17 protein-coding genes are annotated in these 20,954 nt (G+C 60.7%); 15 read left to right on the top strand and 2 right to left on the bottom strand.

The features are described 5' to 3' along the window. Positions 1 to 180: 180 nt before the first annotated feature. From bamA to lpxB, 6 genes are read left to right on the top strand one after another with little or no spacing between them, the layout of a single operon-like run. Entirely contained in the window at positions 181 to 2,511 is a 2,331-nt protein-coding gene (bamA, locus tag LH464_RS06570) for an outer membrane protein assembly factor BamA (protein WP_226785567.1), read from the top strand. Between the two features lie 52 nt (positions 2,512 to 2,563). Next, a complete protein-coding gene (gene lpxD, locus LH464_RS06565) occupies positions 2,564 to 3,628 on the top strand; it encodes a UDP-3-O-(3-hydroxymyristoyl)glucosamine N-acyltransferase (RefSeq protein ID WP_226785566.1) in 1,065 nt (354 codons plus the stop codon). After that, the gene (gene fabZ / locus LH464_RS06560; protein ID WP_226785565.1) at positions 3,621 to 4,088 is read left to right on the top strand and encodes a 3-hydroxyacyl-ACP dehydratase FabZ; all 468 of its coding nucleotides are present in this window, start codon (positions 3,621 to 3,623) and stop codon (positions 4,086 to 4,088) included. Before lpxD ends, fabZ begins: the two co-directional genes overlap by 8 nt. Then, the gene (gene lpxA, locus LH464_RS06555; RefSeq protein WP_226785564.1) at positions 4,085 to 4,900 is read left to right on the top strand and encodes an acyl-ACP--UDP-N-acetylglucosamine O-acyltransferase; all 816 of its coding nucleotides are present in this window, start codon (positions 4,085 to 4,087) and stop codon (positions 4,898 to 4,900) included. The genes fabZ and lpxA overlap by 4 nt, the downstream gene beginning before the upstream one ends. Before the next feature lie 4 nt (positions 4,901 to 4,904). Beyond that, a complete protein-coding gene (locus tag LH464_RS06550; RefSeq protein ID WP_226785563.1) occupies positions 4,905 to 5,786 on the top strand; it encodes an LpxI family protein in 882 nt (293 codons plus the stop codon). Then, a complete protein-coding gene (lpxB, locus tag LH464_RS06545; protein ID WP_226785562.1) occupies positions 5,786 to 6,979 on the top strand; it encodes a lipid-A-disaccharide synthase in 1,194 nt (397 codons plus the stop codon). The genes LH464_RS06550 and lpxB overlap by 1 nt, the downstream gene beginning before the upstream one ends. 31 nt (positions 6,980 to 7,010) lie before the next feature. On the opposite strand, the gene gltA is transcribed toward lpxB, so the two are convergent. After that, positions 7,011 to 8,300 (bottom strand): citrate synthase, encoded by a 1,290-nt coding sequence (gene gltA, locus LH464_RS06540; protein WP_226785561.1) that lies wholly within the window; start codon positions 8,298 to 8,300, stop codon positions 7,011 to 7,013. Between the two features lie 387 nt (positions 8,301 to 8,687). Between gltA and LH464_RS06535 the strand changes: the two genes are divergently transcribed. Beyond that, complete coding sequence (locus LH464_RS06535; RefSeq protein ID WP_226785560.1) at positions 8,688 to 11,072, top strand: ComEC/Rec2 family competence protein; 2,385 nt, start codon at positions 8,688 to 8,690, stop codon at positions 11,070 to 11,072. Here the strand turns inward: LH464_RS06535 and lexA are convergent. Next, the gene (gene lexA / locus LH464_RS06530) at positions 11,053 to 11,772 is read right to left on the bottom strand and encodes a transcriptional repressor LexA (RefSeq protein WP_226785559.1); all 720 of its coding nucleotides are present in this window, start codon (positions 11,770 to 11,772) and stop codon (positions 11,053 to 11,055) included. The two genes, LH464_RS06535 and lexA, sit on opposite strands and share 20 nt — an antisense overlap. A gap of 214 nt (positions 11,773 to 11,986) precedes the next feature. Here lexA and kdsA point away from each other — a divergent pair, with 214 nt between their 5' ends. The 8 genes from kdsA (at position 11,987) to lpdA (ending at position 20,874) form a co-directional block, all read left to right on the top strand. Then, a complete protein-coding gene (kdsA, locus tag LH464_RS06525) occupies positions 11,987 to 12,829 on the top strand; it encodes a 3-deoxy-8-phosphooctulonate synthase (RefSeq protein ID WP_390624932.1) in 843 nt (280 codons plus the stop codon). Between the two features lie 103 nt (positions 12,830 to 12,932). Continuing rightward, complete coding sequence (eno, locus tag LH464_RS06520; protein WP_226785557.1) at positions 12,933 to 14,207, top strand: phosphopyruvate hydratase; 1,275 nt, start codon at positions 12,933 to 12,935, stop codon at positions 14,205 to 14,207. Positions 14,208 to 14,436: 229 nt separating this feature from the next. Next, the gene (locus tag LH464_RS06515) at positions 14,437 to 14,754 is read left to right on the top strand and encodes an FtsB family cell division protein (protein ID WP_226785556.1); all 318 of its coding nucleotides are present in this window, start codon (positions 14,437 to 14,439) and stop codon (positions 14,752 to 14,754) included. A 150-nt stretch (positions 14,755 to 14,904) separates the two neighbouring features. Next, positions 14,905 to 15,963, top strand: a complete 1,059-nt coding sequence (pdhA, locus tag LH464_RS06510) for a pyruvate dehydrogenase (acetyl-transferring) E1 component subunit alpha (RefSeq protein WP_226785555.1) — start codon at positions 14,905 to 14,907, stop codon at positions 15,961 to 15,963. Positions 15,964 to 15,982: 19 nt separating this feature from the next. Then, positions 15,983 to 17,371: a pyruvate dehydrogenase complex E1 component subunit beta gene (locus LH464_RS06505; protein ID WP_226785554.1), complete on the top strand. Its 1,389-nt coding sequence runs from the start codon at positions 15,983 to 15,985 to the stop codon at positions 17,369 to 17,371. Positions 17,372 to 17,386: 15 nt separating this feature from the next. Next, on the top strand, positions 17,387 to 18,715 hold the full coding sequence (locus LH464_RS06500; protein WP_226785553.1) for a pyruvate dehydrogenase complex dihydrolipoamide acetyltransferase: 1,329 nt from the start codon (positions 17,387 to 17,389) through the stop codon (positions 18,713 to 18,715). Positions 18,716 to 18,728: 13 nt separating this feature from the next. Then, positions 18,729 to 19,370 (top strand): SGNH/GDSL hydrolase family protein, encoded by a 642-nt coding sequence (locus LH464_RS06495; protein ID WP_226785552.1) that lies wholly within the window; start codon positions 18,729 to 18,731, stop codon positions 19,368 to 19,370. A 58-nt stretch (positions 19,371 to 19,428) separates the two neighbouring features. Next, positions 19,429 to 20,874: a dihydrolipoyl dehydrogenase gene (gene lpdA / locus LH464_RS06490; protein WP_226785551.1), complete on the top strand. Its 1,446-nt coding sequence runs from the start codon at positions 19,429 to 19,431 to the stop codon at positions 20,872 to 20,874. The last annotated feature ends 80 nt before the right edge of the window (positions 20,875 to 20,954 follow it).

Genomic DNA, 20,954 nt, shown 5'->3' with positions numbered 1-20,954 from the left:
GAAAACTGTTTGTTTACCGTGTTTTGAACTACGCGTGGCGATCAAGTCACGCCCCATAAGGAAGTAAACAGAATTTAACGTCGTACCTTGCTTGTAAGGCAAAAGAAGGTAAAACGACACACGTGTGGCCGGAGTCGGGCTCCACCCGCCGAGGGACAACGGGAAAAGGTAAGAATTGAAATGAAGGCTGGTTCAAGGTTTTTGAACGCAGTGTCGGCGTTTGCGCTGTCTGCTAGTGTTGTTGCATCGGGTGCGGGCGTATCGGTACTTGCCTCAGTAACTGTCGCGGAAGCGGCGGTTATCCGTAATGTTCAGGTTCGCGGAGCTGATCGTGCAGGGGAGGAAGCTGTTCGCTCCAATCTTACGATCCGCCCGGGTGTCAGCTTTACCAATGTCGACATCGATGAATCGGTGAAGCGTCTTTACTCGACGGGTTATTTTTCAGACGTTCGGATCAGTGTTTCCGGCAGCACCCTGGTGGTTAGTGTCAGCGAGAATCAGCTGGTCAACCAGGTCGTGTTCAACGGCAACCGCAAGATCAAGGACGACAAGCTTCAGGCCGTCGTGCAGACTCAGCCGCTAGGCCCCTACAGCCAGGAGCTGATCGACGCCGATATTCAGCGCATCAGCGAAGCCTATGCAGCGATCGGCCGTAGCGATATCGAGGTCACCACGCAGGTGGTTCCCGTCGGTGAAGGTCGCGTCAATCTCGCTTTCGTGATCAACGAGGGCGACCGCACCAAGATTGCGGACATCAATTTCGTGGGCAATCAGGCCTATGGCGACGGCCGTCTTCAGTCAGTGATTCTGACGAAGGAGTCGGGTCCGCTTTCCTTCCTGACCCGCAAGGACGTCTACAGCCAGGACAAGCTGCGCGCCGACGAAGATGCGCTGCGTCAGTTCTACTACAATCACGGCTACCCGGATTTCCGCGTCATTTCCTCTGAGGCGGTTCTGGACGAGGGCTCGAACAAGTACAACATCACCTTCACGGTGGAAGAAGGGCAGCGGTATGCCTTTGGCGACGTTGTGGTCGAGTCGACCGTCGAGGGTGTCGATTCCGAAGATCTTCGCGGCCTGGTCCGCACGAAGGCCGGCGCGACCTACGATGCTGCCGAAGTCCAGAAGTCGATGGAAGCCATCTCGCAGCGCGTTGCTTCTGCCGGCTATCCGTTTGCCCGCGTAACGCCGCGTGGTAACCGCAACTTCGAAAACCAGACCGTTGGAGTTTCGTATCTCGTCGATCAGGGTGAGCGCGCCTATGTCGAACGGATCGAGGTTCGCGGCAACACCCGCACGCGTGACTTTGTCATTCGTCGCGAGTTCGACTTCAGCGAAGGCGATGCTTTCAATCAGCAGATGGTTTCCCGTGCCAAGCGCCGCCTTGAGGCTCTTGGTTACTTCACGACCGTCAATATCTCGACCTCGCAGGGTTCGGCAGCCGACCGTGTGGTCGTTATTGTCGATGTAGAGGATCAGCCGACCGGTTCGTTCGGTATCGGTGCTGGCTATTCTGCCGGCGGCGACGGCCTCATTCTCGAAGCTTCGATCGAAGAGAAGAACTTCCTTGGCCGTGGCCAGTTCATCCGCGTCGCCGTTGGTGGCGGTCTGGATGATGCCCGTAGCTACTCGCTGTCGTTCACCGAGCCATACTTCCTCGGTTATCGCCTGGCGGCCGGCTTCGACATCTTCAAGAACCAGACCTCGTCGGAAGACTACTACGACTATGACGAGCAGGGCGTAACGCTGCGCGTGACGGCGCCGATCACCGAAGATCTGGCGACGACCTTCCGCTACACTTACAAGGAATTCAACTACGACGGTGAAGGCGACTGGGAGACCAATCTGTCCGAGCCATTCCTTGACCTAGTCAGGGGAGGTACATTCGTACAGTCGTCGATCTCGCAGACGCTGACGTATAATACTCTCGACAGCACGACGCTGGCCCGCGAAGGTCTCTATGCGACGTTGACGCATGAATATGCCGGCCTCGGCGGTGACTCTGAGTTCTACAAGATCTCCGGTCGCGCCCGGTATTTCCATCTTCTGTCGGATGAAGCCGATATCATAGGCTCGCTTGCGGCCGGTGCTGGTCATGTCATCGGTACGGGCGACAATCTGAATGTCTTCGACCAGTTCACGCTCGGCGGACGCCAGATTCGCGGCTTCGAGAACAACGGTATCGGTCCTCGCATGCCGAACGGCGATGCTTTGGGCGGAACCACCTATTTCACGGCTTCGGCTGAAGTGACCATGCCGATGCCGGCCTTCCCGGAAGACTTCGGTCTGCGCGCTGCATTGTTCGCCGATGCCGGCACGTTGTACGGCAATGATGTCGCCAACAGCGCGGGCGTTGAGGGCACGAGCATGTCCTGGCGTGCGTCTGTCGGCGCCGGCATTCAGTGGGCTTCGCCGTTCGGTTCGATCCGCTTCGATTACGCGGTGCCGGTGGTCAAGGAAGACTTCGACGAGACACAGGAATTCCGGTTCAGCATGGCGAACCAGTTCTGATCCTCACGGATCGGACCTGCGGTCAATATCTGTTCTGGAGCTGATTGGCCTGATGGATTTGAATGATTTCTTTCCGCCCCATGACGGGATAAGCCTTCGCGAGTTGGCTGCCCGTCTTGGGGCCGAACTGCTTGACGATGCGGCGGGTGACCGGCGCATCCGCTCTGTCGCGCCGGTCAACCGCGCGGGTGAGGGGCAGATCTGTTACCTTCTTTCTCGCAAGGCTCGTCATGAGCTCGACACGTGCAATGCGTCTGCGATCCTTTGTGATGCAGCCATCCGCTCGGTCATCCCTGATCATATCCCAGTCCTGCTGACACGAACGCCGCACACGGCGTTCGCGCAGGCCGGCGCTCTGCTGCATCCGCAAGCTTTGCGCCCGTCACCTGTCGTATCCGGGGCTGGTGGTGTACATGCGGCCGCCTTTGTTGATCCGACAGCGCACCTGGAACCCGATGTTGAAATCGAGCCCATGGCAGTCGTTGGCGCTCGTGCCGAGATCGGCTCGGGAACACGCATCGGAGCTGGTTGCATCATCGGCGCGGACGTGAAGATTGGCCGCGATTGCACCATTGCGCCTGGCGCTTCTGTCGTCGCGGCATTGATCGGGAATGGTGTCATTATCCATAATGGCGCACGCATCGGCCAGGATGGCTTTGGCTATGCCCCGGGTCCCGCTGGCATGCTAAAGATCGTCCAGGTCGGGCGCGTGATCATTCAGGACAATGTCGAGATAGGTGCCAACACGACAATCGATCGCGGCACGATGGACGATACCGTTATCGGCGAAGGCACGAAAATCGACAATCAGGTCCAGGTCGGCCACAACGTGCGGATCGGCCGTCACTGCGGCATCGTCGCAGGTGTTGGGATTGCCGGGTCCACGACCATCGGCAACGGTGTGATGATCGGTGGCGCCTCTGGCGTCAATGGCCATATCAAGATTGGCGACGGCGTCCAGATTGCTGCCATGAGCGGCGTTATAGCAGATGTACCGGCGGGGGCCCGTTATGGTGGCGTTCCCGCGCGACCGCTCAAGGACTTCCTGCGTGATGTCGCCGAGGCGATGACGCGCTCTGACGAGCGGGCAAAGCGTAGAGGAGACAAGAATGAGTGAAGTGACTGGCGCCACGCTTGGAGCAGCTGATATCCTCGAAATCATGAAGCTGCTGCCGCATCGGTACCCGTTTCTTCTCGTGGACCGCATCATCGAGATCGACGGTGACGATTCGGCGATTGGCATCAAGAATGTGACGGCAAACGAGCCGCACTTCACGGGTCATTTCCCTGAGCAGCCCATCATGCCGGGTGTACTGCTGATCGAAGGCATGGCCCAGACGGCCGGCGCGATCTGTGCCCGCAAGCAGGGCGAAGGCGGCAATCTCGTCTACTTCATGACCATAGACAATGCGCGGTTCCGCAAACCGGTCGTTCCCGGTGATCGGGTCGAGTTTCATGTCAAGAAGCAGAAGCAGCGCGGCAGCATCTGGAAGTTCCATTGCGATGCGATGGTGGACGGCGTACTTGTTGCCGAGGCGGATATTGGTGCGATGATCCGCCGTAAGGACGGCCAATGAGCACGATCGCAAACACCGCCAGAATCCATCCGACGACCATTGCCGAAGACGGCGCCGTCATCGGTGAAAACGTCCAGATCGGGCCGTTCTGCACGATCGGCAAGGACGTGGTCCTGAAGGATGGCGTGCAGATCGTTTCGCATGCCGTTGTGAGCGGAAAGACCGAGATCGGGCGCGACTGCCGAATCTTCCCTATGGCGGTGATTGGCGGCACATCCCAGAGTCTTCACGAAGCAGGCGAAGATTCGACGCTAACCATCGGTGACAACTGCACCATGCGTGAGGGCGTCACCATTAATACGGGCACTGTGGGCGGCGGCGGAAAGACGGTCGTCGGCAACAACTGCCTGCTTCTTGCCAATTCTCACGTTGCGCACGACTGCATCCTCGGCAACGGCATCATCATGTCCAACAACGTGATGCTGGCAGGGCACGTGAGGGTCGATGACAAGGCAATCCTTGGCGGCGGCTCGGCTGTCCACCAGTTTTGCCGCATCGGCCGTCATGCGTTCATCGGCGGCCTCTCTGGCGTGGCCTATGACGTTATTCCTTATGGCATGCTGAACGGAAATCCGGGCATTCTCGCCGGACTCAATGTGGTCGGCATGTCGCGCTCGGGTATCGAGCGTGCGACGATCCACAGGGTCCGTCGTGCTTTCAAGCAGATCTTTGAGGGCGAAAGCAACATCCGCAACAATGCGGCGGCCGTTCGTGAGGAATATGCCGATTGCGCGGAGGCGATGGAGATCCTGGATTTCATCGCGGCCGAAAGCGACCGCGCGATCTCGTCGCCATTCCGCGGCAAAGCCTGAGCGGATGAATACCCTCTCGCGGCCTGGGGGAACGGGGCGGCTTGCAATCGTCGCCGGATGGGGACATCTGCCCGTCTACCTGGCCGACGCTGCACGTGCTTCCGGCGAGGATCCGGTGATCATCGCCCTGGCCGATGAAGCCAATCATGCTTTCGACGACTTTGAAACCATGACGACCGGCGTCGGCGATCTCGCCGGCATCGAGCGGTATATCCGCCAGAAGGGCGTCGACCGCGTGGTCATGTCCGGGGCGGTCAAGCGTCGGCCGGATTGGCGCGACATTCGCCCCACCCTCCATACTCTCGCCCGGGTTCCTGCCGTCATCCGCACGCTTCTGTCGGGTGGCGACGATGCAGTCCTGCAGATGGTCATAAAGCTTTTTGAAGGCATGGGCTGCCGGGTCATCGGCGCGCACGAGATTGCGCCGGGCTTGCTTGCGAGGACCGGTGCCTTGACGCCGGCCGCACCATCCGCCGAGGATCTGCGGGACATCGAGCAGGGCATAAAGGCAGCGCTGGCGCTTGGCCAACTGGATGTCGGCCAGGGTGCCGTCAGCGTCGGAGGCCGGGTCGTCGCGCTCGAAGGCGTGGAAGGAACCGACGCCATGCTGGATCGGGTTGCAAAACTCCGGGAAGAAGGACGCATTTCGCCCCGGCGCAAAGGCGTGCTCGTAAAACTGTGCAAGCCGCAGCAGGATGTCAGGGCGGACCTGCCGGCGATCGGGCTCTCGACCGTCACGAATGCTGCCCGCGCGGGCTTGGCGGGCATCGCCGTCGAAGCGGGCAGGGCCTTGGTTCTGGATGAGCAGGCGGTGACCAAAGCCGCAGGAGACGCCGGGCTGTTCGTCTGCGGCATCGATACGAAGCTCCCCAGGGGAGGTCTGTGATGACCGGCCAGAAGCTGGAAGGCCAGGTGCTCAAGGTGGCCGTAGTTGCCGGAGAGGTTTCCGGCGATCTTCTCGGCGGAGACCTGATTTCGGCGTTAAAACGGGCACATGCCGGACCGGTTGATCTGGTGGGCGTGGGCGGCGACGCGCTGCAGGCGCAAGGCCTCACATCGCTGTTCGACTTCTCCGAGCTTTCGATCATGGGCTTCACGCAGGTCCTCAAGCGTCTTCCGCAGCTCATTCGCCGGATCGGCCAGACCGCCGATGCCATCATTGCAGCGCGTCCGGACGTGCTGGTCATCATAGACAGCCCCGATTTCACCCATCGGGTTGCCAAGCGGGTGAGGGCAGCGCTGCCGTACCTGCCGATCGTGAACTACGTGTGCCCCAGTGTCTGGGCATGGAAGGAATACCGCGCCAGGGCGATGGTGCCATACGTGGACCATGTGCTGGCCATATTGCCGTTTGAGCCGGAGGTCATGGAGCGGCTTCAAGGTCCGCCGACGACATTCGTCGGTCATCGGCTGACAAGTGACCCCGCTCTTCTCAAGGTCCGGGCGATCCGGAGCCAGATGCCTGTAAAGCAATCGGGCGAGCCAAAAACAGTCATGCTGCTGCCCGGTTCGCGCTCTGCCGAAATTCGCGCATTGCTTCCGATCTTCGGGGCGACAGCCGCCGCGTTCGTGGAACGTAATGGGCCGACTCGCTTTCTACTGCCGACCGTTCCGCGGCAGGAGGCCATGGTGCGCGAGATCGCACAAACCCTGCCGATCGCACCCGAGGTGACGGTAACGGCCGAGAGCAAATGGAACGCCTTCGCGCAGGCGGATGTAGCACTTGCAGCCTCCGGCACGGTTCTCCTCGAGCTTGGGCTGGCGGGCGTGCCCGCGGTCTCTGCCTACAAGGCCGACTGGCTGATCACGATGATGTCGAAGCGCATCAAGATCTGGTCGGCGGCTCTGCCGAACCTGATCTCCGATTGCCCGATAATCCCGGAATATATCAACGAGATGGTGCGCCCGGGCAGCCTCTGCCGTTGGGCCGAGAGGCTCTCGTCGGACACGCTTCAGCGTCGGGCGATGATGGAGGGGTTCGATCTCACCTGGCAACGCCTGCAGATGCCGGTACCGCCCGGCGAGGCTGCTGCCGGTATCGTCCTGCAGATGCTGGAAAGAAAAAAGCCCGGTCATTGACCGGGCTTTTCCTTTTCGGGATCGTCGTCGCTTAACGCTTGGAGATCGGCATGTAATCGCGCTGCGGTGCACCGGTATAGAGCTGGCGCGGGCGGCCGATACGCTGCTGCGGATCTTCGATCATCTCGGCCCACTGGGCGATCCAGCCGACGGTGCGGGCGAGTGCGAAGAGCACCGTGAACATCGTCGTCGGGAAGCCCATCGCCTTGAGCGTGATGCCGGAATAGAAGTCGATGTTCGGATAGAGCTTCTTCTCGATGAAGTACTCGTCCGTCAGAGCGATGCGCTCGAGTTCCATTGCGACCTGCAGCATCGGATCGTCCTTGTGGCCGAGCTCGGCCAGGACTTCGTGCGTCGTCTTCTGCATGATCTTCGCGCGCGGGTCGTAGTTCTTGTAGACGCGATGTCCGAAGCCCATCAGGCGGAACGGGTCATTCTTGTCCTTGGCGCGGGCAACGTATTCCGGAATGCGGTCAACGCTACCGATTTCCGCCAGCATGTTGAGCGCTGCTTCGTTGGCGCCGCCGTGAGCCGGACCCCACAGGCAGGCAATGCCGGCCGCGATGCAGGCAAACGGATTTGCGCCGGAAGAACCGGCCAGACGAACGGTCGAGGTCGAGGCGTTCTGCTCATGGTCGGCATGCAGGATGAAGATACGGTCCATGGCACGCGCCAGAACCGGGTTCACCTTGAATTCCTCGCAGGGAACCGCAAAGCACATGTGCAGGAAGTTCGACGCGTAATCGAGGTCGTTCTTCGGGTAAACGAAAGGCTGGCCGACATGGTACTTGTAGGCCATCGCAGCGATCGTCGGCATCTTGGCGATCATGCGCAGAGAAGCCACCATGCGCTGATGCGGATCGGTGATGTCGGTCGAGTCGTGGTAGAAGGCGGAAAGCGCGCCGACGCAGCCGCACATGACGGCCATCGGGTGGGCGTCGCGGCGGAAGCCTGTGAAGAATCGCGTCATCTGCTCATGCACCATGGTGTGGTGCGTGACGCGATAATCGAAGTCCTTCTTCTGCGCGGCAGACGGCAGTTCGCCGTACAGGAGCAGGTAGCAGGTCTCGAGGAAGTCGCCGTGTTCGGCAAGCTGCTCGATCGGATATCCGCGGTGCAGGAGCACGCCTGCGTCGCCGTCGATATAGGTAATCTTCGACTCGCACGATGCGGTCGAGGTGAAGCCCGGGTCGTAGGTGAAGGCGCCGGTTTGCTTGTACAATGAGCCGATATCGATGACATCCGGACCGATCGTGCCGGACTTGACCGCGAACTCGACGCCCTTGTCACCCAATACCAGATTTGCGCTCTTATCCGTCATGCTGATCCTCCAACCTGTTGGCGGTGTGGCGTATCAAAACGCCACAAGAGTTAAGAGTAATGTGTAGCTATATGATCCGACGGCCGCTGCCAAGCGCTGCTGACGCCTAATTGTGCACTGCCGAAATCACTTCGGCCTCCTGCCCGTAAATGAGGTTAAAAATCGGTCACGGGCCAGCAGTCGGCGAGGTTGGTGTCCGCTTGAGAACACAGGTAGGAGTTGCAATTTCCCGATGGCGGTTGCATTCTCGTCGTGGAACCGGGGCGGGCCGCGATGCCGCAGGAGGGGGTGTTTTTCGAGCGATCGGGGCCGGACGAGAAAGCCTCTGTCCGGGTGGCGCTGCATGTTCCAGTTCCCGAACCTGAGGGAAGGGGCGGAAGAGGCCTCGTGCCGACTATTCGCTCCGGCACGCCCCGCCTTCGCATGCTCTTCCCGGGTGTCGGGTTTCGTCGCGACGGTCTTCGAAAACGTCTGCGGAGAATGGTGGACGAGGAACTGGCTCATGGCCATGGCTTCCTGTTCGTGCCGGTGCTCGTGGGATTGGGGGCTGCCGTCTGGTTTGTGCTCCCGCGTGATCCGCCAGCCGCTGCCATTGCTATACCTCTCCTGCTGTTTACCGTGGCGACGATGCTCCACCGCTACCGCTCCGAGCGCACGCATCTTGCTCTTTTCGCCATAACGCTGGTCTTCGCGGGCTGCTTGCTGGCGCAGCTTGAGACATGGCGAAATTCGACGGTGATCCTCGACTCACCCGTGACCACCACCATTACCGGTGAAATCCATCGCCGTGAGCCGGCGGGTCAGGGCCGCTGGCGCTATTTTGTTGAGCTTTCGGCGACGGAGCAGCCGGTTATCAGGCGGCCGCCCCGCCAGGTCGTCCTGCTGGCGCGCTCCAGGCACACGCCGTTCGAGGCAGGAGAAACTGTGAGCGGCCGAGCTCGTCTTTCGCCGCCGTCCGGACCGGCGCTTCCGGGTCTCAATGACTTCGCCTTCCGTGCCTATCATGACGGCATCGGGGCCATGGGCTTCTTCTACGGTGCGCCTGCGCGGGTGGCGGGGCAGCAGCCCTCAGAAGAAAGAGCGCTCAACCTTGAGCGGCGCATCTTCGAACTGCGGGGAACGATTGCGGATCGCATCCGGAAAACCGTGCCGGGGGATGCCGGCGCATTCGCTGCGGCTATTGTCACCGACGAGAGACGTGCGATCTCGGAGGAAACGACGGAGGCGCTACGCGTTTCCGGTCTGGCGCATATCGTCGCGATCTCAGGGCTCAACATGGCGCTTGCCGCAGGGATATTCTTTGTCGGGCTGAGATGCTGCCTTGGGCTGTTTACGGGGTTTGCGCAGGCCTGGCCTGTCAAGAAGATTGCCGCCTTCGGGGCACTGCTCATGGCGACGGCCTACTACCTCATATCGGGTTTTGCCGTGTCTGCGGAACGCGCCTATCTGATGATGGCCGTGATGCTGATCGCTGTCTTCTTCGATCGCGCTGCCATCAGCCTGCGCAATGTGGCGCTCTCTGCATTGATTATCATCGCGGTCTCACCCTCGCAAATCATGGGGCCAAGCTTCCAGATGTCCTTTGCCGCTACCGCCGCGCTGGTCGCCGGCTACGCGATCTGGAGCAGCTACGCCGCGCAGCGAGAGCATGAACCTTTCCCCTTTACGAGCGGGCGGTTGGCGCCGCTGGTCACGGGGTGGCATTTCATGGCCGGCATCTTCGTCACCTCGCTGATCGGAGGGCTGTCGACCGCCATCTACTCGATGGAGCATTTCCACCGCCTGTCGGGCTACGGGCTTGCCGCCAATATCGCGGTGATGCCGCTCATTTCCTTCGTCGTCATGCCGGCGGGTCTTGTGGGGATGCTGCTGATGCCGTTCGGGCTCGATGCACCCTTCCTGAAGCTCATGGGGCTCGGGCTCGAAGCGGTCATCGCCGTGGCGAAACATGTAGCGGGATGGGGAGGCGATGTCGGCGCGGGCCGTCAGCATCCGTGGTTCCTTGGCGTCGCTTCGGCAGGCTTCGTGCTGCTGGCACTGTTGCGAACGCGGCTCCGTCTGGTCGGCGTGCCGCTCATGGGGTTGGCATTCCTGCTGAGCTGGCAGGCACAGCGAGTGCCGCTGCCAGATCTGCTGGTTTCAGAGGACGGAGCGCTTGTGGCGCTTCTCGGCGCACCGGTATCCACCAATCGCACTCGGCCGCCGGACTTCATCTTCGACCAATGGCAGCGGGCGCTTCTGCTCGATGAACCCATCAAACCCACCACGTCACCGCATGGTGAGATCTTGGCTGCAAGCCTACCCGACGTCCGAAGCGGCGTGTCACTGGATCCGCAGGTGTTGGCCGCGGTGCGCAAGGACATGGCGCAAGCGGCACTGGCTGCAGCGGATGCAATCGGGAAATTCCATTGCCGGCCGAAAGCCTGGTGCCTGGTCGTGACCGAGGAGGGCGTGACGGTTGCGGTTGTGGAAGACGGGCGTATCGCCGGCATTGGCTGCGAGGTAGCCCTGATCGTCATTGCGCCGCGAGCGGGGTTCGACGAGTGCCGCTCCGGCGCCTTGTTGGTCAACGGCAGGACTTTGAAGAGAACGGGATCCTTGGAGGTCCATCTGAACGGCACGGATGACGTCCGCCAATGGCGGGTCGCCGCGGCCATGGCAGATGAAGACCGTCCATGGACGAAGCACCGATTCTACGATTGGCGCAAAGACCGATTCGACCACTCGATCCCGGGGCCGGTCGCCCGGCTGATCAATGATAGCGGCGAATGAGGCCGACGAGCTTGCCTTGAACCTTGACGCGATCCGAGGGAAGGATGCGTGTTTCGTAAGCCGGGTTTGCGGCTTCGAGCGCGATGGAAGCGCCGCGGCGGCGGAAGCGCTTCAGCGTCGCTTCCTCGTCATCGACCAGCGCCACGACGATGTCGCCGGGATTGGCTGTATTGCTATTGCGGATGATGACCGTATCGCCGTCGAGAATGCCGGCTTCGACCATCGAGTCACCCTTTACTTCGAGCGCGTAGTGGTCACCCGATCCGAGCATTTCGACCGGAACGGCAATGTCGTGCGTGTTGTTCTGGATCGCCGAGATCGGTACGCCGGCAGCGATCCGACCCATGACCGGAACGGAGATGGCGCCGGAGAGTTCGTCATTCGCAGGTTTGACCGATGCCGCTGGAGCGGGCTTCGTCTTGCCCAGGCTTCCCTCGATGACGCTCGGCGAAAACCCCCGGCGTGGCTGCAGGCTGCTGCTGTATGCTTCAGGCAGCTTGATGACCTCGAGTGCACGGGCACGGTTGGGAAGGCGGCGGATGAAGCCACGTTCCTCCAATGCGGTGATCAACCGGTGAATGCCCGATTTCGACGCCAGATCGAGAGCATCCTTCATTTCGTCGAAGGATGGCGGCACGCCAGATTCCTTCATCCGTTCGTGAATGAAGAGAAGTAATTCCTGCTGTTTGCGCGTGAGCATGCCGTCGCTCCTGAAAATGAAACAAATCCAGAACGAACTCTATATGTTCCATATGTGTTCCGCAAGTCCCTAAATCTGTCCGGGCCGGATCTCGCCGTGACAGAGGCCATGCTTGCTGCTAATGACGTCCCGTTCCGGCGTCTGGCGCGCGATTTTCGATCCACCGGCGAGCGGACAGACGTGATGGTTGCCCTCGAGGAGTAATGCGATGGACATGAGCCCCAATTCCGAAGTCTATGTCGGCGAGGGTGAAGGCCGGGTGCTGTTCTCCCAGAAGGCGCGTTTCTCGCTGATCGCCGGCCCCTGCCAGATGGAGAGCCGCGACCATGCCTTCATGATCGCCGGCGCGCTGAAGGAACTCTGCGACAAGCTGGGCATCGGCCTCGTTTACAAATCCTCTTACGACAAGGCCAACCGCACGTCGCTCTCCGGCAAGCGCGGCATCGGGCTTGAAAACGCGATGGAAATATTTTCCGATCTCAAGAAGGAGTTCGGCTTTCCGGTTCTCACCGATATCCACACGGAAGAGCAGTGCGCTCTCGTCGCGCCGACCGTCGATATTCTGCAGATCCCGGCTTTTCTCAGCCGACAGACGGATCTTCTCATTGCCGCCGCGAAGACCGGCCGTGTCATCAACGTCAAGAAGGGTCAGTTCCTGGCGCCCTGGGACATGAAGAACGTGCTGGCCAAGTTCACTGCAAGCGGCAATCCCAATATCCTGCTCTGCGAGCGCGGGGCCTCCTTTGGCTATAACACGCTCGTCTCCGACATGCGGTCGCTGCCGATCATGGCGGCCATGGGCTCGCCGGTCGTGTTCGACGCGACTCACTCGGTCCAGCAGCCGGGCGGGCAGGGCGGTTCGTCGGGCGGCCAGCGCGAATTTGTCGAAACCCTGGCGCGGGCAGCCGTCGCCGTCGGCGTTGCCGGGCTTTTCATCGAGACGCACGAGGATCCGGACAATGCCCCGTCCGATGGCCCCAACATGGTGCATCTGAAGGACATGCCGAGGCTGCTGGAAAAGCTGCTCGCATTCGATGCCGTGTCGAAAACGGCCTGACCTGTCCCCAAAAAGCCGCGAAAAACGGCTCGATTGTAATTTTCGTGTCATTGAGTATGAGACATTTTCAGTGACCTCATGACGTCCAACAAGGGAGAGACCTTTGACCGCCATCACCGATATCATTGCCCGCGAGATCCTCGACAGCCGTGGCAATCCGACCGTTGAAGTGGATGTGTATCTCGAGGACGGGTCCATGGGCCGTGCGGCCGTTCCATCGGGTGCCTCCACCGGCGCGCATGAGGCAGTCGAGCTGCGTGACGGTGGCAAGCGCTACGGCGGCAAGGGTGTCGAGAAGGCCGTCGAGGCCGTCAACACCGAGATCTTCGATGCGATCGGCGGCTTTGATGCCGAGAGCCAGATCCATGTCGACAGGACGATGATCGCGCTGGACGGTACGCCGAACAAGTCGCGTCTGGGCGCCAACGCCATTCTCGGCGTCTCGCTTGCTGTCGCCAAGGCTGCGGCCGAGGCCTCCGGGCTGCCGCTTTATCGTTACGTCGGTGGTCCGAACGCCCATATCCTGCCGGTGCCGATGATGAACATCATCAATGGTGGCGCGCATGCCGACAATCCGATCGACTTCCAGGAGTTCATGATCATGCCGGTCGGCGCCGATACGTTTGGCGAAGCCGTCCGTATGGGCTCTGAAATCTTCCACGTCCTGAAGAAGGAACTGTCGAGCCAGGGCCACAACACCAATGTCGGCGACGAAGGCGGTTTTGCGCCAGGTCTGAAGAGCGCCCCGGAAGCGCTGGACTTCATCATGAAGTCGATCGAAAAGGCCGGCTACACGCCGGGCGACGATGTCTGCCTCGCACTCGACTGCGCTTCGACCGAGTTCTTCAAGAACGGCAAGTATGAGATGGAAGGCGAAGGCCGCACGCTCGAATCTGTCGCCATGGCCGAATACCTTGCCGAACTCGTGGCCAAGTATCCGATCATCTCGATCGAAGATGGCATGGCCGAGGACGATTGGGATGGCTGGAAGGCCCTGACCGACCTCGTCGGCAACAAGTGCCAGCTGGTCGGCGACGATCTGTTCGTCACCAATTCGGCGCGCCTGCGCGATGGCATCAAGATGGGGGTCGCCAATTCCATCCTCGTCAAGGTCAACCAGATCGGTACGCTCACTGAAACCCTCGATGCCGTCGAGACGGCGCACAAGGCTCGCTACACGGCCGTCATGTCGCATCGTTCCGGCGAAACCGAAGACTCGACGATTGCCGATCTCGCCGTCGCCACCAATTGCGGGCAGATCAAGACCGGTTCGCTGTCTCGTTCGGACCGGCTGGCCAAGTACAACCAGCTGATCCGCATCGAAGAGATGCTCGGTCCGCAGGCGGCTTACGCCGGTCGATCGATTATCCGCACGTAATCCAGCGCGCCGAACCTGTCTCTTCAAAGCCCGGCTTGTCCGGGCTTTTTTCATGTCTGCGGTTACGTGTGCGCGGACTGGCAGATGTGCCTGTCGCCGAGAGCGACCCTGACGAAAATCCCTCGGACAGCACCATTCCATCGGCCGGGAAGGCTTTAGGTCAACGATTGTTTAAGCATGTTCTGCGAGTTTGAGATGTCGTAATGCGTTACTGAGGATGTCACGGGGCATGTGGACCAAGCACCATAAAGAGAGAAAACTCGGCCGTTTCGTTCTCCCGCTGATCACCGTCGCGTTCCTTTCCTATTTCGGATATCATTCGGTGAACGGCGAGCTTGGCCTTATGGCAACCGAGAAGTTCGAGCGGCAGCGTGTGGAGCGGGCCGCCGATCTTGCAAAACTCACGGAAAGGCGTCAGGCGCTCGAGCGTCAGGTGCAGCTATTGAGCGACGGTTCCCTCGAGAAGGACATGCTGGACGAGATCGCTCGCTATCAGCTGAACGTCTCGCGCGACGACGAAATTGTCATATTCAACAATTACTTCTAGATTAACCGAATTCGGTTAATATGATTTTTGTTATTAATTTCATGCTCTTGCGTGGAATGTGAGCCATGCATTTATGGCATTGCTGGGGTGCTCTTTCTTCCCTATGGTAGCCTCCTGAAATTAGACATGCAGCACATAAGGGAGGGATGAATGGCGCCTAGAAAATCCGCGTCTGTATCCGGCCGCAAACCTGCGGCAAAAACCGCCGCCAGGACTGCCACCAAGGAATTTACCGGCAAGAATACGCCTGATTTCGGCAAGGACGAGGAGCTGCATGCTTATCGCGAAATGCTGTTGATCCGGCGTTTCGAGGAGAAGGCCGGCCAGCTTTACGGCATGGGCTTCATCGGCGGCTTCTGTCACCTTTACATCGGCCAGGAAGCTGTCGTCGTCGGCATGCAGATGGCGCAGAAGGAAGGTGATCAGGTCATTACCGCCTATCGTGACCACGGACACATGCTCGCTTGCGGCATGAGCGCACGTGGCGTCATGGCGGAACTGACCGGACGTCGGGGCGGCTATTCCAGGGGGAAGGGCGGCTCGATGCACATGTTCTCCAAGGAAAAGCACTTCTACGGCGGTCACGGCATCGTCGGAGCCCAGGTGTCGCTCGGCACTGGCCTCGCCTTCGCCAACAGGTATCGCAACAATGACAGCGTCTCGGTCGCCTATTTCGGTGATGGCGCGGCCAACCAGGGCCAGGTCTACGAGAGCTTCAACATGGCTGCTCTCTGGAAGCTGCCGATCGTCTATATCGTCGAGAACAACCGCTACGCCATGGGCACGTCCACGGCCCGCGCCACGGCGCAATCGAACTACTCGCTACGCGGTTCCGGCTTCGGCATCCCCGGCATTCAGGTCGATGGGATGGATGTTCGCGCCGTAAGGGCTGCAGCGGATGAGGCTCTCGAGCATTGCCGTTCCGGCAAAGGCCCGATCATTCTCGAGATGCTGACCTATCGCTACCGTGGTCATTCCATGTCCGACCCGGCAAAGTATCGCAGCAAGGACGAAGTGCAGAAGATGCGCTCCGAACATGATCCGATCGAGCAAGTCCGTCAGCGCCTGCTTGAGCAGGGCTGGGCCAGTGAGGACGATCTGAAGGCGATCGACAAGGACATCCGCGACATCGTCTCGGATAGCGCCGATTTCGCCCAGAACGATCCCGAGCCGGATGCGTCCGAGCTCTACACCGACATTCTGCTTTGATCGCCGGGAGGGAACTATAATGCCAATTGATATCCTTATGCCCGCCCTTTCGCCGACCATGGAAGAAGGTACGCTCAGCAAGTGGCTGAAAAACGAAGGTGACAAGGTCGCCTCCGGCGACGTGATCGCCGAAATCGAGACTGACAAGGCGACCATGGAAGTGGAAGCCGTCGATGAAGGCGTAATCGGCAAGCTGCTGGTTGCTGCAGGCACCGAAAACGTCAAGGTCAACACCAAGATCGCTGTCCTTTTGCAGGATGGCGAGAGCGCCGACTCGATCGGTTCTTCCGCGCCGGCGGCTGAAGCTCCCAAGGCTGATGCTCCGAAGGTGGAAGAACAGGAAAAGCCGACCTCTGCTTCCGCGCCGGTCCCGGCTCAGCCGAAGGTCGAAACCGCTGCCGACCCGGATATTCCGGAAGGCACCGAAATGGTCATGACGACGGTGCGCGAAGCGCTGCGTGACGCGATGGCCGAAGAAATGCGCCGCGACGAAGACGTCTTCGTCATGGGTGAGGAAGTCGCCGAATACCAGGGCGCCTACAAGATCACTCAAGGCTTGCTGCAGGAATTCGGCGCCCGTCGCGTGGTCGATACCCCGATCACCGAGCACGGCTTTGCCGGCGTCGGCGTTGGTGCCGCCATGGCGGGCCTGAAGCCCATCGTCGAGTTCATGACCTTCAACTTTGCCATGCAGGCGATCGACCAGATCATCAACTCCGCCGCCAAGACGCTCTATATGTCGGGTGGCCAGATGGGTGCTCCGATCGTCTTCCGCGGCCCGAATGGCGCGGCGGCCCGCGTCGGTGCACAACACAGCCAGGATTACGCGTCCTGGTACAGCCAGATCCCGGGCCTCAAGGTCGTCATGCCGTACACGGCAGCTGATGCGAAGGGTCTGCTCAAGGCTGCCATCCGGGATCCGAACCCGGTCGTCTTCCTCGAAAACGAGATCCTTTACGGTCAGTCCTTCGAAGTTCCGAAGATGGATGACTTCGTCCTGCCGATCGGCAAGGCGCGCATCCACAAGACCGGCAAGGATGTCACCATCGTTTCCTTCGGCATCGGCATGACCTATGCCGTGAAGGCGGTGGCGGAACTCGAGAAGGAAGGTATCGACGTCGAGCTGATCGATCTTCGTACCATCCGTCCGATGGATCTGCCGACGGTGATCGAATCCGTGAAGAAGACCGGCCGTCTCGTCACCGTCGAGGAAGGCTACCCGCAGAACTCGGTGGGCACCGAAATTGCCACCCGCGTCATGCAGCAGGCCTTCGACTATCTCGATGCACCCGTTCTGACGATTGCCGGCAAGGACGTTCCGATGCCTTACGCGGCGAACCTCGAAAAGCTGGCGCTGCCGAATGTCGGCGAAGTCGTCCAGGCGGTGAAGACCGTCTGCTACAAGTAAGGGAGGGCTTATCCGATGCCGATCAACATCACCATGCCCGCCCTTTCGCCGACCATGGAGGAGGGTAACCTCTCTAAGTGGCTGGTCAAGGAAGGCGACAAGGTCAAGTCCGGCGATGTCATCGCCGAGATCGAGACCGACAAGGCGACCATGGAAGTGGAAGCCGTCGATGAAGGAACTGTCGCCAAGCTCGTCGTCCCGGCCGGCACCGAGGCCGTTAAGGTCAACGCGCTGATTGCGATCCTTGCCGAAGAAGGCGAGGACGTATCCGCGGCGGCCGCTGGCGCTGGTTCAGCTCCGAAGGCTGAGGCTGCCAAGGCGGAAACCACATCCGAGGCTCCGAAGGCCGAAAAGCCGGTCACTGATGCCGCTCCGGCGCCATCCACCCCGGCTCCGAAGGCCGACGGCAAGCGTGTGTTTTCCTCGCCGCTCGCCCGTCGCCTTGCCAAGGAAGCAGGGATCGATCTTTCGGCCGTATCCGGCTCCGGCCCGCACGGCCGGGTCGTCAAGGCCGATGTCGAGAAGGCTGCGGCCTCTGGCGGAGCCAAGCCGACTGCCGCTGCTGCATCTGCGGCTCCTGCCATGGCAAAGGGTCCGTCGGACGACAACGTGCTCAAGCTGTTTGCGGAAGGCTCCTACGAGCTGCTGCCGCATGACGGCATGCGCAAGACGATCGCTTCGCGCCTGACCGAGTCCACACAGACGGTTCCGTCCTACACCGTCTCGATGGATTGCGAACTCGACGCAATGCTGAAGCTGCGCGCCGAAATCAATGCATCCGCTCCGGTGAAGAAGACCGAGAAGGGCGAGGTTCCGGCCTTCAAGCTTTCTGTCAACGACTTCATCATCAAGGCGATGGCGCTGGCACTTCGCGACGTTCCGATGGCGAATGCCTCCTGGACCTCGACCGCTCGTGTCCTGCACAAGCATGCCGATGTCGGCGTTGCCGTGTCTATCCCGGATGGCCTGATCACGCCGATCGTACGCAAGGCCGAGGAGAAGTCGCTGTCGGTCATCTCCAACGAGGTGAAGGACCTTGCGAAGCGGGCTCGCGACAAGAAGCTGAAGCCGGAGGAATACCAGGGCGGCACGACATCCGTGTCCAACCTCGGCATGTTCGGCGTCTCCTCGTTTACTTCGATCGTCAACCTGCCGCAGGCCTCGATCGTGTCGATCGGTGCCGGCGTCGAGAAGCCGATCGTCAAGAACGGCGAGATCAAGGTGGGCACGGTGATGACGGCGACGTTTGCCTTCGACCACCGCGTCATCGACGGCGCGCTCGGCGCGGAACTCGCGTCCGCCTTCAAGCGCTACATCGAAAACCCGATGGGAATGCTTGTCTAAGCAGGGGGACGGCATGGTGAAGTCCGTCCTCTGTTATGGCGACTCGCTCACGTGGGGTTACGATCCTGAAGGACCCGGCCGGCATCTATTCGAGGATCGCTGGCCGAGTGTCCTTGGCGCCGCCCTCGGACCGCAGGTGAACGTCATCGCCGAAGGCCTGAACGGCCGCACGACGGGTTATGACGATCATCTCGCCGACTGCGACCGCAACGGCGTGAAGAGCCTGCCGACTGTGCTTCATACGCACATGCCGCTGGATCTGGTCATCGTCATGCTCGGAACCAACGACATGAAGCCGGCAATCGCCGGGACGGCGATAGCGGCGAGGCAGGGCATCCATCGGCTGGTCGGGCTCATCCGGCGCCACGACTATTCGTTCGACTACGATGCGCCCGATATCCTGATTGTTTCGCCGCCGCCGCTTTGCGAAACGGGCGATCCGGTCTTCGCGGCGATCTTTACCGGCGGTGTGGAGCAATCCGCGATGCTTGCGTCGCTCTACCGGGATCTCGCCGATGAACTCGGCTGCGGGTTTTACGATGCGGCATCCGTGGCGCGGGTAAGCCCGCTCGACGGCGTGCATCTGACGGCGGAAAATACCCGGGCGATCGGGCGAGGGCTGGAGCCCATCGTCCGGGTCATGCTCGGTCTCTAGACAATTCGTACCAAGGGCATGCCGCTATCGCGCAGCCCGTTGAAAAGGCAGGACAGCAATGGCTCAATCCTACGACGTCATCATCATCGGCTCCGGCCCCGGCGGCTATATTGCCGCCATTCGTGCAGCCCAACTGGGTATGAAGGTCGCGGTGGTGGAGCGCGAACACCTTGCCGGCATCTGCTCCAACTGGGGCTGCATTCCGACCAAGGCGCTGCTGCGCTCGGCAGATGTCCTGCACACTGCCCAGCATAGCAAGGACTACGGACTGACGCTGGAAGGCACGATCACTCCGGATATTAAGGCAATCGTCGCCCGTTCGCGCGGCATTGCGCACCGGATGAACAACGGCGTCGGCTTCCTTTTCAAGAAGAACAAGGTCGACATCATCTGGGGGGAGGCGAAAATCACCAAGCCCGGCGAAGTTGTCGTCGGCAAGCCGACCAAGAAGGCCGTCGAGCCTGTCGGTCCGGTTCCCAAGAACACGCTGGGTGAAGGCACCTATACCGCCAAGCACATTATCATTGCGACCGGCGCCCGTCCGCGCGCGCTGCCCGGCATCGAGCCGGATGGCAAGCTGATCTGGACCTATTTCGAGGCGATGAAGCCGGAAGAAATGCCGAAGTCCCTGCTCGTCATGGGCTCGGGCGCCATCGGCATCGAATTCGCCAGCTTCTACCGCACGATGGGCGTCGACGTGACCGTGGTGGAAGTGATGAGCCAGGTCATGCCGGTCGAGGACGCGGAGATTTCCGCGCTGGCCAAGAAGCAGTTCGAGAAGCAGGGCATGAAGATCCTGCTCGACGCCAAGGTCTCCAAGGTCGAGAAGGGTACCAACTCGGTCACCGCGACCGTCGAGATGAAGGACGGCAAGACGCAACAGATCACCGCCGACCGCATGATCTCGGCCGTCGGCGTGCAGGCCAATGTCGAGGGGATCGGGCTCGATGCCGTCGGCGTGAAGACCGACCGCGGCTTCGTCGTCATCGATGGCTATGGCAAGACCAACGTGCCGGGCATCTATGCGATCGGCGACGTCGCCGGCCCTCCGATGCTCGCCCACAAGGCAGAGCACGAGGCGGTCATCTGCATCGAGAAGATTGCCGGCCTGCCGAACGTCCACGCCATGGACAAGCTGAAGATCCCGGGCTGCACCTACTGCAACCCGCAGGTAGCGTCGGTTGGACTGACCGAGGCCAAGGCGAAGGAACAGGGCCGCGAAGTCCGCGTCGGCCGTTTCCCGTTCGTCGCCAATGGCAAGGCGATTGCGCTTGGCGAAGACCAGGGCCTCGTCAAGACCGTTTTCGACAAGAAGACCGGCGAGCTGCTCGGTGCTCACATGGTCGGCGCTGAAGTCACCGAACTGATTCAGGGCTTCGTCGTCGCGATGAACCTGGAGACGACGGAGGAAGATCTGATGCACACCATCTTCCCGCATCCGACGATTTCCGAAACGATGAAGGAAAGCGTGCTCGACGCTTACGGTCGCGCGCTGAACGCCTGAGAGGGCAAGATCCGAGGCGCATGACATCTCGGATCCTGTTGCGAACGGATAGGTAACCTCCCATATCGTCTGGCAGGTTT

It is taken from the genome of Pseudorhizobium xiangyangii, from assembly GCF_020531965.1.
Taxonomy (GTDB): Bacteria; Pseudomonadota; Alphaproteobacteria; order Rhizobiales; family Rhizobiaceae; genus Neorhizobium; species Neorhizobium xiangyangii.
Note: the sequence above shows the minus strand (reverse complement) of the source record. Positions and strands in the feature narration are given on the sequence as shown.

What these genes read in the sequence shown, in the direction of transcription:
- bamA (WP_226785567.1), top strand. Translation starts at nt 181, where the DNA reads ATGAAGGCTGGTTCAAGGTTTTTGAACGCAGTGTCGGCGTTTGCGCTG.
- lpxD (WP_226785566.1), top strand. Translation starts at nt 2,564, where the DNA reads ATGGATTTGAATGATTTCTTTCCGCCCCATGACGGGATAAGCCTTCGC.
- fabZ (WP_226785565.1), top strand. Translation starts at nt 3,621, where the DNA reads ATGAGTGAAGTGACTGGCGCCACGCTTGGAGCAGCTGATATCCTCGAA.
- lpxA (WP_226785564.1), top strand. Translation starts at nt 4,085, where the DNA reads ATGAGCACGATCGCAAACACCGCCAGAATCCATCCGACGACCATTGCC.
- LH464_RS06550 (WP_226785563.1), top strand. Translation starts at nt 4,905, where the DNA reads ATGAATACCCTCTCGCGGCCTGGGGGAACGGGGCGGCTTGCAATCGTC.
- lpxB (WP_226785562.1), top strand. Translation starts at nt 5,786, where the DNA reads ATGACCGGCCAGAAGCTGGAAGGCCAGGTGCTCAAGGTGGCCGTAGTT.
- gltA (WP_226785561.1), bottom strand. Translation starts at nt 8,300, where the DNA reads ATGACGGATAAGAGCGCAAATCTGGTATTGGGTGACAAGGGCGTCGAG.
- lexA (WP_226785559.1), bottom strand. Translation starts at nt 11,772, where the DNA reads ATGCTCACGCGCAAACAGCAGGAATTACTTCTCTTCATTCACGAACGG.
- kdsA (WP_390624932.1), top strand. Translation starts at nt 11,987, where the DNA reads ATGAGCCCCAATTCCGAAGTCTATGTCGGCGAGGGTGAAGGCCGGGTG.
- LH464_RS06515 (WP_226785556.1), top strand. Translation starts at nt 14,437, where the DNA reads ATGTGGACCAAGCACCATAAAGAGAGAAAACTCGGCCGTTTCGTTCTC.
- pdhA (WP_226785555.1), top strand. Translation starts at nt 14,905, where the DNA reads ATGGCGCCTAGAAAATCCGCGTCTGTATCCGGCCGCAAACCTGCGGCA.
- LH464_RS06505 (WP_226785554.1), top strand. Translation starts at nt 15,983, where the DNA reads ATGCCAATTGATATCCTTATGCCCGCCCTTTCGCCGACCATGGAAGAA.
- LH464_RS06500 (WP_226785553.1), top strand. Translation starts at nt 17,387, where the DNA reads ATGCCGATCAACATCACCATGCCCGCCCTTTCGCCGACCATGGAGGAG.
- LH464_RS06495 (WP_226785552.1), top strand. Translation starts at nt 18,729, where the DNA reads ATGGTGAAGTCCGTCCTCTGTTATGGCGACTCGCTCACGTGGGGTTAC.
- lpdA (WP_226785551.1), top strand. Translation starts at nt 19,429, where the DNA reads ATGGCTCAATCCTACGACGTCATCATCATCGGCTCCGGCCCCGGCGGC.